The 12,155-nt window shown below is 50.6% G+C and carries 11 protein-coding genes and 2 pseudogenes; 1 reads left to right on the top strand and 12 read right to left on the bottom strand.

Going from position 1 to position 12,155, the window contains the following annotated elements; genetic code table 11:
- Nucleotides 1-5 precede the first annotated feature (5 nt).
- Genes B0W44_RS09700 through B0W44_RS18545 form a run of 4 tightly spaced genes read right to left on the bottom strand, consistent with a single transcriptional unit; the run spans nucleotide 6 to nucleotide 3,055 of the window.
- Nucleotides 6-1,598, bottom strand: coding sequence for a sodium:solute symporter family protein (locus tag B0W44_RS09700; RefSeq protein WP_228440938.1), 1,593 nt, complete (start codon nucleotides 1,596-1,598; stop codon nucleotides 6-8).
- Between the two features lie 35 nt (nucleotides 1,599-1,633).
- Nucleotides 1,634-1,795 carry a hypothetical protein gene (locus B0W44_RS18135; protein ID WP_169835516.1) on the bottom strand — a complete coding sequence of 54 codons (162 nt, stop codon included), beginning with the start codon at nucleotides 1,793-1,795 and terminating at the stop codon, nucleotides 1,634-1,636.
- 16 nt (nucleotides 1,796-1,811) lie between these two features.
- Nucleotides 1,812-2,696 (bottom strand): Zn-dependent hydrolase, encoded by an 885-nt coding sequence (locus B0W44_RS09695; protein ID WP_237087457.1) that lies wholly within the window; start codon nucleotides 2,694-2,696, stop codon nucleotides 1,812-1,814.
- A gap of 14 nt (nucleotides 2,697-2,710) precedes the next feature.
- Entirely contained in the window at nucleotides 2,711-3,055 is a 345-nt protein-coding gene (locus B0W44_RS18545) for a hypothetical protein (protein WP_228440935.1), read from the bottom strand.
- A 252-nt stretch (nucleotides 3,056-3,307) separates the two neighbouring features.
- Here B0W44_RS18545 and B0W44_RS09690 point away from each other — a divergent pair, with 252 nt between their 5' ends.
- A complete protein-coding gene (locus B0W44_RS09690) occupies nucleotides 3,308-4,702 on the top strand; it encodes a sigma-54 interaction domain-containing protein (protein ID WP_077719862.1) in 1,395 nt (464 codons plus the stop codon).
- 105 nt (nucleotides 4,703-4,807) lie between these two features.
- Here B0W44_RS09690 and B0W44_RS09685 read toward each other — a convergent pair whose 3' ends face one another.
- The 8 genes and pseudogenes from B0W44_RS09685 to B0W44_RS09655 all read right to left on the bottom strand — a co-directional run bounded on the left by B0W44_RS09685 (nucleotide 4,808) and on the right by B0W44_RS09655 (nucleotide 12,126).
- Nucleotides 4,808-6,187, bottom strand: a complete 1,380-nt coding sequence (locus B0W44_RS09685; protein ID WP_077719861.1) for a sigma-54 interaction domain-containing protein — start codon at nucleotides 6,185-6,187, stop codon at nucleotides 4,808-4,810.
- 52 nt (nucleotides 6,188-6,239) lie between these two features.
- Nucleotides 6,240-6,949 (bottom strand): annotated as a pseudogene (locus B0W44_RS09680) (LamB/YcsF family protein).
- Between the two features lie 161 nt (nucleotides 6,950-7,110).
- Nucleotides 7,111-8,471 (bottom strand): annotated as a pseudogene (locus B0W44_RS09675) (acetyl-CoA carboxylase biotin carboxylase subunit).
- Nucleotides 8,472-8,548: 77 nt separating this feature from the next.
- On the bottom strand, nucleotides 8,549-8,791 hold the full coding sequence (locus B0W44_RS09670) for an acetyl-CoA carboxylase (RefSeq protein WP_077719860.1): 243 nt from the start codon (nucleotides 8,789-8,791) through the stop codon (nucleotides 8,549-8,551).
- 1 nt (nucleotide 8,792) lies between these two features.
- A complete protein-coding gene (locus B0W44_RS18815; RefSeq protein ID WP_250637965.1) occupies nucleotides 8,793-9,227 on the bottom strand; it encodes a 5-oxoprolinase subunit C family protein in 435 nt (144 codons plus the stop codon).
- A complete protein-coding gene (locus tag B0W44_RS18810) occupies nucleotides 9,227-9,772 on the bottom strand; it encodes a 5-oxoprolinase subunit C family protein (RefSeq protein ID WP_250637964.1) in 546 nt (181 codons plus the stop codon). Before B0W44_RS18810 ends, B0W44_RS18815 begins: the two co-directional genes overlap by 1 nt.
- Nucleotides 9,765-10,676, bottom strand: coding sequence for a 5-oxoprolinase subunit B family protein (locus B0W44_RS09660; RefSeq protein WP_077719859.1), 912 nt, complete (start codon nucleotides 10,674-10,676; stop codon nucleotides 9,765-9,767). Before B0W44_RS09660 ends, B0W44_RS18810 begins: the two co-directional genes overlap by 8 nt.
- 13 nt (nucleotides 10,677-10,689) lie before the next feature.
- On the bottom strand, nucleotides 10,690-12,126 hold the full coding sequence (locus tag B0W44_RS09655; RefSeq protein ID WP_077719858.1) for an NAD-dependent succinate-semialdehyde dehydrogenase: 1,437 nt from the start codon (nucleotides 12,124-12,126) through the stop codon (nucleotides 10,690-10,692).
- Between the last annotated feature and the right edge of the window lie 29 nt (nucleotides 12,127-12,155).

Genomic DNA, 12,155 nt, shown 5'->3' with positions numbered 1-12,155 from the left:
TTTTTTTACAAACCTAGCTTGATGAAGAAATACCCCCAGATTGCGGCAGAAATGACAGTGAAAACGACGGCATACATGACAATGAACCTGTACTGCTTCTTCAACTCCATCAAACCATCAGGTTTAGATAAAACTTCCTTGATGGTAATTTGGGACATGCTAGTGTTTTTCATCTGTTGGAAATAGTTCAATTCGTACTGGTTGGGTTTTGTCAGCATGGCAGTCACCACTAATGCAATCACTGAAAACATGAGGGCAATCATGAGCTCATCGATGTGTTCCGGTAATGTAACCCATCCTGCACTGACTAACTCTCCCACGACAATAAAACTCGCCACGCCCGTTATCATGCTCGCCAGCGCTGCTTTACTGTTCATCCGCTTCCACTCAAAACTGGCCACTATGGTCGGCAACCATCCAACGGCAAAAATGGATCCCGCGTAGATCGATATCCAATATATGGCTGAAGGGCGGGCGATGGCAATGGCGCACACAACGGCACCCACAATGAGTTGGCCCATGCGGCCTGCTAACAGACTCTGGCGCTCGGACAACTTTTTGTTGAACAACTTCTCGTACAAGTCCCGCGACAAGGCGAAGCCGAGCAGGACGAACAGCGTAGAGGCGGTGGACAAAATGGAAGCCATGACCCCGGCTAACCCAATGCCGGCGACAAAAGACGGGGTGTGCTCAAGAAAGCCAATGACCATCACTTTATCCGTATCTTCGATCCCCGGCTGCAACACTTGCAAACCAGCAGCTGCCAAAAAGACCGTCAGTTGCATGAAAGGCGCGAAAAACACCCCGATGATGGCCACCTTTAAAATAACAAAATCGTTTTTGGCGGGAAAAACCCTTGACACTAGTGCCGGCATGCAAGTAAAAAACAAAATCCATACAAGGAATTGAGAGATGGACCAGCCTAACGGTCGATCGGCAGCTCCCTGAACGGTCCAATAACCACTCAACGTTTCAGATAACCCTTTCATTTCCTCGAAACCGGCTTGTCCGATAATCATCGGGGCAATCACGACGGAGATCGCGAGCATTGTAAAAAACATCAACGTGTCAGTGACCACGACGCCGAACATGCCGCCCAAAGCAGAAAAGACGAGCATGGCAACGGTGAAAGCGACAATTATAACTGGGAAGGAAATATTCGTGATCTCGCTTATAATCAAGCCGGCACCGATGAATTGGATTACGCCGTAGCCAAGCAGACCGACAATCATGATCAGAATCGCCACAGTGCTGACCCATTTATGATTAAAGCGCTTCTCAAAGAAATCCGGCATCGTTTTACAGCCTATCGCTTTCATTCTCCGCCCAACGTAAACGACTGCGAGCAGCGTCCCGATCCAGGCGCCAAAAGACCCTAAGGCCGCGATGATCAACGGTCCTTCGCTGTAAGACTGGCCGGCTATGCCCATCAAAGTGGTCGCACTCAAATATGTGGCAGCCAGTGTGCCCACGATCAACACGGTGGAACCTTTTTCTCCCATGATGTAAAAGTCGTCACTGTTTTTGACGTAACGCGTGATAAAAGCTCCAACGGCAACGTATACGACGAGAACCGTAAAAAATACGAGATTAACCAAACGACAACTCCTCCTTTAAGCGCGGTGTTTTGACCTCAGTTGTCCATTTTCTTGTCAGCATCCTTCTGTTGCTGTTCTTCCTCCAGCTTCTTGATGACCGGCAGGTACTGTTTGCGCAATATCCACAACACAATCCCCGAAGAGAGTATCGTCACGAAGAGGGCGTTCCAAAACAGAACGAATACGTGGAAATTCATAAACGCTCATCCCCTTTCACGGTTTTGTATGACCAGCTAGTCGATAGGTGACGTACAGTAAAGTGTTCGCGCCTTTTTCGATGTCGTCCATAGCGGTAAACTCTTCTGCGCAATGGCTTTTACCGTGAACACTTGGCACAAAGATCATCGCCGACGGTGCTATTTTGTGGATATGTTGAGCATCGTGGCCGGCACCGCTGGTGATCGTCCGAGCAGGGTAACGAAAGTACTGGGCCCCTTCTAGAATGAGATTCACAACGTCTTTGGCAAACGCGGTGGAAGGCGTATGCCATAACAGTTCGATTTGCAACTCCACATCTTCCACGCCGGCCAAGGTTCCTAAACGGTCTTTTACCATTTCAATCGTGCGGTTGCGAATCTCATCATCATAATGCCGAATATCCACAGTAAAGGTGACTTCACCGGGTACGCAATTACTCACATTGGGCTCGACAGACATGCGCCCGACCGTCACTTTGGTGCCCTCGTCGCTCTCTCTTGCTAACCGATTGAGATCCGCTATCATTTTCGCGGCTGTTACAAGTGCGTCTTTGCGCGTCTCCATCGGTGTCGTCCCCGCATGGTCCTGTTCTCCTTTCACATTGACTTGCAAACAAGCGATGCCCTGGACCCCTTCAACAGCCCCAATCGAATGGCCGCTGGACTCCAGATAAGGGCCTTGCTCGACATGGAGCTCAACGTAACGGTAAATGTCCTTCAGGCGGTTTTCCGGCTTTCCCTTGTATCCAATTCGTTGGAGTTCTTCGCCGAACGTTCGACCGTCTCGATCTTGTCGGGAGAAAATGTATTCGGAATCATAGACGCCTGAAAGGCCTCCTGAGCCCAGCATGGAAGGCTCAAAACGGGCCCCTTCCTCATTAGTAAAATTCGCGACGACAATCGTCCTCTCAGTCTCTATCCCCAGTCGTTAAACGTTCGGACCACTTCCAGTGCACTCAAAACGCCGAGAACACCGTCAAAGCGCCCCCCGTTCGGCTGTGTATCCAAATGGGAACCTAGAACAACGGGTTCCAAATATTTGTTCGCCCCTGGGCGGTAACCGTAAATGTTGCCCAAATCGTCTACTTTTACATCCAAATCAGCGTCCCTTAACCATTGCACAAACAAATCCCGCATCTTCTTGTCTTGATCACTCAAGGCAAGGCGATGGAGGCCTCCGTCGTCTGTGGCGCCAATGCGAGCGCTTGCTTCGATCGTGCCTTCCAGCCTCGCGCGGTTAATCGAAGGGAATTCTTTCATGGTACCTTCACCTTCTTCTCAAATTCGTAGGTATTACAGGAATATGCAATAAATATGCCAAGTAAATTGACTTTTTAATGAAGTTTTGAAGGCATTTTTGTGGCTCAAACCGCCATTTCGAAAGAGGATTTGAACCGAATTCAACTCGATGAAACGATTCCGATTCGTAAAAACCCTATTATCGCCGATTATTTGTTATAATGAATTGAAATCGATTCGGATGCCCTAAAGAGTTCAGAGGGGGAAATGAAAATGTCGGAAATCAAGGAATATGTTCGTACTTTTAACATTTTTAATACGCTTTCAGATGGGATTTACATTTCGGATGCGAGGGGAAAGACGATTTGGCTCAATGATGCCAGTGAAAGAATAATCGGGAGAAAGCGGGAGGAACTCATCGGGCGGAACGTCCGTGAGTTGGAAAACGAGAAGGTCTTTTATCCGTCCGTCACGCGCTTAACGTTAGAAAAACAGAGGACCGTGAGTACGGTTCAAACGTCCAAAAACGGACAGAAACATCTGGTGACGGGAAATTTGTTGAAAAGTCCAAACGGTGACATAGAGCTCGTCGTCGTCCACTCTCGCGACATTACAGAAGCTGTCCGCACGTCTTTACAGTTGGAGGAGACGGAGGCGCTATTGCGAAAATACAGTCAAGAACTGCGCAAAATGAAAATGCTGGTCCAATCCTCGGAACCGTCCAGCGATCTCGTCGGAAAGAGCAAACGCTTTAGAGAGCTCCTCGATCTGTGCGAAAGGGTGGCATCGGTGGATACGACCGTTCTACTCACCGGGGAGACGGGGGTCGGGAAAAGTACGGTTGCCCAATTCATTCACCAGCTCAGTCACCGCAACAAACAGCCGTTTGTCGAGATCAACTGCAGTACGATCCCCGAGACATTGCTGGAATCGGAGCTTTTCGGTTACGAGAAAGGCACGTTTACCGGAGCGAGCCGCACCGGCAAAACCGGGCTTGTGGAAACAGCGGAAAAGGGGACGCTCTTTCTGGATGAGATCGGTGAGCTTCCTCTTTCAATCCAGCCGAAACTGCTCAAACTTTTACAAGATAAGACGTATTTGCCACTGGGCAGCACAAAGTCCAAAACCGCCGATATCCGGATCATCGCCGCCACGAATCAAAATCTGGAGAAGCTCGTGCGAGAAAACCGCTTTCGGACGGATTTATTTTACCGGCTAAACGTGCTCCCCATTCACATTCCGCCCTTGCGCGAAAGAAAGGACGACATCGTCCATTTGGCACAAAGTTTCTTAAATAAATTCAACAGTATTTACGGGTCAAACAAAACATTTTCTCCTCAAGCTTATGACGTCTTGCAAAACTACGATTGGCCGGGAAATATACGAGAACTTGAAAACTTGGTAGAACGTGTGATCATTACGTCTCCCCAACAGGAAATTTCAGCCAACGATTTGCCGGATTCGCTAAAAAAGGCCTCTCCATTGGCCTGGATCAAGCAAGACGCGCACGGTTGCGAAACCTTTCCCCAATTGCTGGAAAGCATTGAAAAAGAGTGGATTCAACGGGCTTTGCGAAAGCACGGTTCGACCCGAAAAGCGGCCAAAGCGTTAGGAATGACCCAGTCGGCCATTATGAGGCGGATGAAGAAATACGGTTTAAACAGATGAAACGACTTGCGTTCACATAACGTGGCGCAACTTGTGAACGTTGCGTGCGGAGGTGGCAGCATTTAACGAACATCCTCTCCTAAGTTCTACACCATCCTATTGCAGTCAATCCTTTTCACTCCGGCTCTTCTCGTTCTGAACGTACTTTCGGATTTTGCGCATGGCGGACGATTGACTAATCCCGAGGGCTTCCGCCAGTTGATAGGAAGAAGGGTGTTTGGCGTACGCTTCGACTATAATCTCTTTTTCCGCGGCTTCCAGCATCTCTCTTAAAGTGCCCCTCCCCTCTGCGGAAGGTTTTTTGAGAAAGGGCGGAAGATCCCGATACGTCACTTCGTCGGAATCGGCCGTCACTACCAACCGCTCCACCACATTGGACACTTCCCGAACGTTTCCTTTCCACGAGTAATCCAGGAACGCAGACAGCAACTGGGGGGAAAACTGTACGTTGCGCTCGTACTGGCGGTTAAAGTAATCGAGGAAGTGGTACGCCAAAGGAATGATGTCTTCCTTCCGTTCGCGCAACGGGGGAATCTCAATGGGGACGACATTCAATCGGTAGTACAAGTCCTCCCGGAACGCCCCTTCCTCCACCAGTTGTTCTAACTGTTTGTTGCTGGCCGCGACGAAGCGTACGTCGACCTTCACATACGTGCTGGAACCGATCGGACGAACGTGTTTTTCCTGCAACACGTGGAGCAGCTTCGCCTGCATGGAGAGGGACAAGGCGTCGATTTCGTCCAGGAAGAACGTCCCGCCTTGCGTTTTTTCAATCAATCCTTGCCGTCCGTGCGGTGCCGCTCCGGTAAACGAACCGGGCTCATACCCGAACAGTTCCGATTCAATGAGGGAATCGGGGAGTGAACCGCAGTTCACGTAGTTAAACGGGCCGCCGCGCCGCTCGCTTAAATCGTGAATCGCCCGCGCGATGACCGTTTTACCGACGCCCGTCTCCCCCGTGAGGAGCACGGTGCTGTCCACGCGCGCCACTTTGTTCACCAGGTGGAGGACGTCTCGCATCTTCTGGCTGTTGGCGATAATCCCGTTCAGTTCGACCCTGTCGTCAAGTTCCTTTTTATACTGTTCTAGCTGTCCTTCCAGCTCTTTGATCCGCTCATTTAACTGAATGACGTCGGTCAAATCCCGGGAAAAACTGACGATTCGGTACAGTTGGCCGTCTTGGTCAAATAAGGGGCGAGTCCGCACGAGCAGATAACGCCCTTTTTGTGTGCGTTGGAACATTTCAACGGGCTGTCTGCTCTGCATGACATGGGGTGTGACCGAGGGATAAAAAACTCCCATTTTTTCCAGTTCTTTGACATGTTTCCCGACGAGGTCTTTCGCCGGAATTTGATAGTACCTCTCGCACGCCGCGTTGACGCGAGTCACGTACCCTCTGGCATCGGTGACGAAAATTTCGTCGAATGACGCATTCAAAATCGCTTCCAGCTCTTTGTTTTGCATCTCCACCTGATCAAAACGCATAAATACCACCCCTTTCACCCCCTTACTTTACCACATCGGCCTCACACTTTCGCTACAAAATGTTGCGAATGGACGTCACCTCAACGCCGGCGGACGTTAACGATGCGCGAACCGCTTTAGCGAGTTCGCTTGCTCCCGGCGTATCCCCGTGGATGCACACCGTCTGCACGTCGAGTTCGGTATCTTCCCCCGTGTTGGTCTCCACTTTTCCTTCTTTAACCATGCGCACGACGCGCTTAGCCATGGCGTCAACGTCGGTAATCGTCGGGCCTTTGCGCGTCAGCACAATCGAGCCTGTGGCCGTGTGTTCCCGATCTGCATAGCCTTCTTTGGCAATGGGAATGCCCATTTTCTCACCCACTTCGATAACGGCAGAACGGTTCAAGGCAAACACGATAATGTCTTCCCCCATCTCACCGATGGCTTCCAGTATAGCTCTGGCAATCGCCTCGTCTTCCATCGCCATCATGAACAATGCACCGTGCGGTTTCATGTGTTGAATCGTTAGTCCCGAGATCGACGCGAATTCTCTGAGAGCCCCAGTTGATAGATGACGTAATTTTTTATTTCGGAAGGTGTACAGTGCATATAGCGTCTGCCAAACCCCATGAGATCCGGAAAACCGGGGTGGGCGCCAATTCCGACCCCGTATTTTTTAGCCAGCTCTACCGTATTCCGCATCACTTGTGGATCACCGGCGTGGTAACCGCAGGCGATGTTTGCCGATGTAATGAACTGCATCATCTCATCGTCCTGACCCATCTCGTATGAGCCAAAGCTCTCGCCCATATCACAGTTGAGATCGACTTTCATCAGAGACTGACCTCCTTTTAGTTCGTTTTGACACCGTTTACGCTTTGCCCGTGTCGTCAGAAGCGGAAAGTGTTTCGCTCGATAAGGTCGCTACTCCTTCCGTGCTGTCATCAAGTGTCATCAGAAGCGAGTAAATCTTTCTCCTCTAAATAGCGGGTGGTGTACATTCCTTCGCGAAAGTCGGGATCTGCGACAATTCTCTCAAGGAGCGGGAGGTTCGTTCGGATCCCTTCCACTTTCATTTCACGGAGCACTTGCTGAAATCGGCTGATGGCCGATTGTCTATCGACAGCGTGTACAATCACTTTTCCGATCATCGGGTCGTAAAAGGGGGATACGGCACTCCCTTCTTCTACCCCAAAATCGAGGCGCACACCGTCCTCCGGCAATGTGAGTCTCTCAATGGTACCAGGCGAAGGGAAGTACGTGACCGGATCTTCTGCATAGAGCCTCCCCTCCACCGCATAACCGGACGTCTGAACGTCAGACTGCTCTAGTGGCAATGTTTCTCCTGCAGCCAAACGAATTTGCAGTTCAACTAAATCTAATCCGGTGATGGCTTCCGTGACGGGATGCTCTACTTGTAAACGAGTATTCATCTCAAGAAAAAAGAAGCCTTGTGTTTCTTCATCAAATATAAACTCCATCGTTCCCACGTTCGTATAACCGATTTCTTTGGCACCCCGAACAGCAGTTTCACACAGTGATTGCCTCAACGCGTCTGTTAGAACAGGTGAAGGGCTCTCCTCGATCACTTTCTGATTTCTCCGCTGAATGGTACATTCTCGTTCAAACAGATGAATCGCGTTTCCAAATTTATCTGCGGCGATCTGGACTTCAATATGGCGGGCGCGTTCAATGTACCGTTCCAAAAACAGGGCCCTGTCTCCGAAAGAAGCACCGGCCTGTTGTTCAGCGGCGGAAAATAGACGTCTCAGTTCCGCTTCGTCCTGGACGAGGCGCAGTCCTATGCCTCCCCTCCGGCGCTCGCTTTCAACATAAGTGGAAATCCTAACTGATCAGCTACTTCTACCGCTTCTTCAGCAGAGTTTAACCGACCGTCCCACCCTGGCACAACCGGAACCCCGGCTCGTTTCATCGCGCGACGGGCTTCAATTTTACTCCCCATCTGCTCGATGATCCGTGGGTCCGGTCCGATAAACGTTATGGCATTTTCCTCACATTTGCGGGCAAAGACAGCATTTTCCGATAAAAAACCGTATCCCGGGTGAATGGCATCGGCATCGCACTGACGGGCGACATCTATAATGTTGTCGATGTTTAAGTAACTTTTTTTCGCCTGTGAGGAGCCGATGTAATAAGACTCATCGGCTTCTTTCACATGAGGGGCCTCCCGATCTGCATCAGAATATACAGAAACAGATGGGATCCCCATCCGTCGACACGTGCGGATAATCCGTCTCGCAATTTCTCCTCGGTTGGCAATCAATATTTTTTGTATGCGTTTCATAGATCACCCTTCTTTTACTACGCCCAAAAAAAGAATAACCCGTTAGAAACCGGTTTAACAGCTCTATATGAACAGCGTCACTTTAGCACAGCAATGACTTGTCCCGCCGTCACTTCCGCTTCATTTTCCACTTCGAACGACTCAATGATTCCGTCTTCCTCTACTTGGATTTCCTGAAAATTTTTCATCACTTCCACTAATCCAATGACATCGCCCGCTTTGACTCGATCCCCTTCTTTTACATACGGGTCCGCATTTGGATCAGGTTTCCGGTAAAAGATACCTGGCAACGGCGATAACACCTGTTTTTTATCACTCATGTCACATTCCTCCTTCGACGCGTTTGCGAATCTTGTTTAGACGTTGCTCGGATTCAGAGCGGATGTTCAAAGCTTGTTCCAGTGAAACAGATACGAATTTGATTTTTTCCCCTGTTTTCGCCTGCGCGATTTTGGAAAGGTCCGGACTGATTACGGTCGCAATCGTCGCATAGCCGCCGCCGGTAACGGCATCGTTTAACAGGACAATCGGTTCAACGCCGTCCGGAATTTGAATGGACCCGATGGGGTAACCCAAGTCTACCACGTTAGATGGGTTGCTGCCCGCTCCAAACGGTTGTTCTCGGGGAACAAACTTAAGTCGCTCCCCTTTCAGACGGTACCCTACCCGGTTTGCTTCGGGAGTGACCGTCCATATCGTGTCCAAAAAGCGCGTTTTGCTCTCTTCTGTCAGACGGTAGCTACAGAGTCCCATCATCACGCGAATTTCGTGGGGGTGGTGACAGACGGGATGAACTCAGACGGAATCCGGGTTCCTTCTTCCACCATTCGCTTCTGCCCATCACCGATCTTGAGGACATCTCCCTTTTTAAGCGGACGACCCTCATACCCGCCGACACCGCACAAGGTGTACGTCGACCGAGACTCCATTATTTCCGGAACGTCAATTCCACCGGCTACCGCAAGATAAGCCCGCGCACCGTGTTTGACGATACCAAACGACAGCACATCACCGCGCCTCACGTAAATCGTTTCCCACATTGGGACGTCCTTACCGTTTATTTTGGGCGGAATCGCTCCTCCTGTTAAAGCGATGACCGCATCTTGTTGGAATTCTAGTTCAGGTCCCATGTACGTCATTTCCAAAGCGGCGGCACCGTCGTCATTTCCGACGAGCATGTTCCCGACAGTATAGGCGAATTGATCGACAGCCCCAGAAGGAGGCATGCCGATAGCGTAAAATCCTTTTCTGCCCTGATCCTGTACGGTCGTCTCTAAGCCCGGCTTCAACACCTTAATCATGGTACAACCTCCCCAGTGCCATTTCGGAAAACTGCTTGGGGTCCTTGAGCACGTCATAAGGAGTAAAGGTAATTTCCCGTTTGCGGTATTTAAATGTTCCCGCTTCCACACGTTCACGCACAGCATCGTATTCTTCCCGCGTCACACTCCGGTAGCGGAAAATATCCCCCTGCCGCGGAAATACCATGGAGTCTTGAAAATCAGGCAGTCGTTGCTCCCGGTCAAAAACCGGAGTGGCTGCGATCCCGAACATTTGATAGCCACCTGCACCCTGTACGGGATAAATGACGGAAAAAGCCCCGCCGAAACCAAAAGTTCGCTCCGGCGTGAACGTACGCGGTCGGACGTACTTCGGCACTTCAATCTGTTCTTCTTTCCGGACAATTTGAAAACAAAACGGCAATCCGGGGACAAAACCGATCATCGAGACGATGAAAGGCGCACTCGTAATGGCGGTGATAAAGTCTTCTTTTGATGCGTAACCGTTAATCCTCGCGGCGTATTCGAGGTCTGTCGATTCGGGGTCTTGATGGCGGTCACGAAAACGCATGACCGCCTCGTGCGTCCACGGATCTTCAAATAAGACCGGGACGTCAACTAATCGCGAATGAATCTCAACACCATCGAGATCAGATACTTCCCGTTCCAATTGTTTTAACTCCGCCAACAAATCTTGCGGATTGATCTCATTAGGATCGAACCGCACGAGGTACGATGCATTGGAAGGACAAATGTCGACGATTCCCGGTAAATTTTTTTCTTTCAGCTTCCGCGTAATGGCAATCCCCCGAAAATTGACTTCCAAACTCATCTCTTCACTCAATTCGACAAAGATGAATTCATCTCCGCCAAAACTGTAGCGTGTTTCAAACTCCCCCACTCTCTTATCACCCTCTTGTTTCATTTTTGAAACTCCCTCAAAGCGCTATGGAGACGTACTTCACCTCTAAAAATTCTTCGATACCGTAATGCCCGCCTTCCCGGCCGAGGCCGCTTTCTTTAAACCCGCCGAACGGAGCTTGCGGAACAGAGGGCAAGCCGTCGTTTAGGCCGACAATGCCGTACTCTAACCCTTCGCTGATGCGGATCGCCCGCCCGATATTTTCGGTGAAGACGTAGGCAGCTAACCCGTACGGCGTGTTGTTGGCCCGTTGGATGACTTCTGCTTCATCTTTGAACGTCGTGACCGGCATGAGTGGACCGAACGTCTCTTCGTTCATGCAGAGCATGTCGTCCGAAACGTCGGTGAGCACCGTCGGTTCAAAGAAAGTCCCCTGTCCGGAGTCGATGCGTTTGCCTCCCGTAGCCAACTTGCCTCCTTTTTGTGTCGCATCCTCGATGTGTTCTTGCACTTTTTCGATCGCTTCTTCGTTGATCAAGGGGCCAATGTCTGTCCCTTCCTCCAGACCGTTCCCCACTTTCAGTTTTTCTACAGCTGCGGTCAGCTTCTCCGTAAACGGTTCGACGATGGATTCGTGCACGTAGACGCGGTTCGTACAAATACACGTCTGCCCGGCGTTCCGGAATTTAGAAGCGACGACGTTTTGTACCGCCTTGTCCAAATCGGCGTCGTCCATGACGATAAACGGTGCGTGGCCGCCCAACTCCAGCGAAATTTTTTTCACGGTATCCGCAGCGCCCTTCATCAGTATCTTTCCGACTTCGGTGGACCCAGTGAAGGTCAGCTTCCGCACGCGGCTGTCCTTCTGCCACGCTTCACCGATTTCTCTCGACTTGCCGGTGATGACGTTGAGAACACCTTTTGGAATTCCCGCTTCTTCGGCCAGTTCGGCCAACTTTAAGGCCGTGAGGGGTGTCTGTTCCGCCGGCTTGACGACGGCCGTACACCCGGCCGCTAAGGCGGGGCCAATTTTGCGCGTGATCATGGCAGCCGGGAAGTTCCACGGCGTAATCGCCGCGACGACGCCGACTGGTTGTTTCTGCACGAGAATGCGCTTGTTTGGGTGTGAGGCCGGAATTGTCTCACCGTACACGCGCTTCGCTTCTTCCGCGTACCAGGATACAAATCCGTTGGCGTAATCCACTTCACCGATGGCCTCTTTTAGAGGTTTGCCCTGTTCTCTCGTCATCAATTCGCCGATTTCTTCTTTGTGTTCGTCGATGAGGCGGGACCACTTCATCAACAACTCACTGCGCTCTCCTGCTGTTTTACTCGACCAGGATTTAAACGCATCGTAAGCCGCTTGTACAGCTTGCTCGGCTTCACTCCTTCCACCCCTCGGGACAGTGGCAATCACTTCACCAGTAGCAGGATTGGTAACTTCGATCGGTTCCAGCGATTCTCCAGTCCATTCCCCGTTGATGTAAATCCGATAGTTTTGTACGTCTGCCATATGACAACCCAACCTTTCCAGCCGAATTT

Origin of the sequence: Novibacillus thermophilus, from assembly GCF_002005165.1 — a bacterium.
Classification (GTDB): domain Bacteria; phylum Bacillota; class Bacilli; order Thermoactinomycetales; family Novibacillaceae; genus Novibacillus; species Novibacillus thermophilus.
Note: the sequence above shows the minus strand (reverse complement) of the source record. Positions and strands in the feature narration are given on the sequence as shown.

Excerpts from the sequence above, each read along its gene's own strand:
- B0W44_RS18135 (WP_169835516.1), bottom strand. The coding sequence starts at position 1,795 with ATGAATTTCCACGTATTCGTTCTGTTTTGGAACGCCCTCTTCGTGACG.
- B0W44_RS18545 (WP_228440935.1), bottom strand. The coding sequence starts at position 3,055 with ATGAAAGAATTCCCTTCGATTAACCGCGCGAGGCTGGAAGGCACGATC.
- B0W44_RS09690 (WP_077719862.1), top strand. The coding sequence starts at position 3,308 with ATGTCGGAAATCAAGGAATATGTTCGTACTTTTAACATTTTTAATACG.
- B0W44_RS09685 (WP_077719861.1), bottom strand. The coding sequence starts at position 6,187 with ATGCGTTTTGATCAGGTGGAGATGCAAAACAAAGAGCTGGAAGCGATT.
- B0W44_RS09670 (WP_077719860.1), bottom strand. The coding sequence starts at position 8,791 with ATGAGTGATAAAAAACAGGTGTTATCGCCGTTGCCAGGTATCTTTTAC.
- B0W44_RS18815 (WP_250637965.1), bottom strand. The coding sequence starts at position 9,227 with ATGATGGGACTCTGTAGCTACCGTCTGACAGAAGAGAGCAAAACGCGC.
- B0W44_RS18810 (WP_250637964.1), bottom strand. The coding sequence starts at position 9,772 with ATGATTAAGGTGTTGAAGCCGGGCTTAGAGACGACCGTACAGGATCAG.
- B0W44_RS09660 (WP_077719859.1), bottom strand. The coding sequence starts at position 10,676 with ATGAAACAAGAGGGTGATAAGAGAGTGGGGGAGTTTGAAACACGCTAC.
- B0W44_RS09655 (WP_077719858.1), bottom strand. The coding sequence starts at position 12,126 with ATGGCAGACGTACAAAACTATCGGATTTACATCAACGGGGAATGGACT.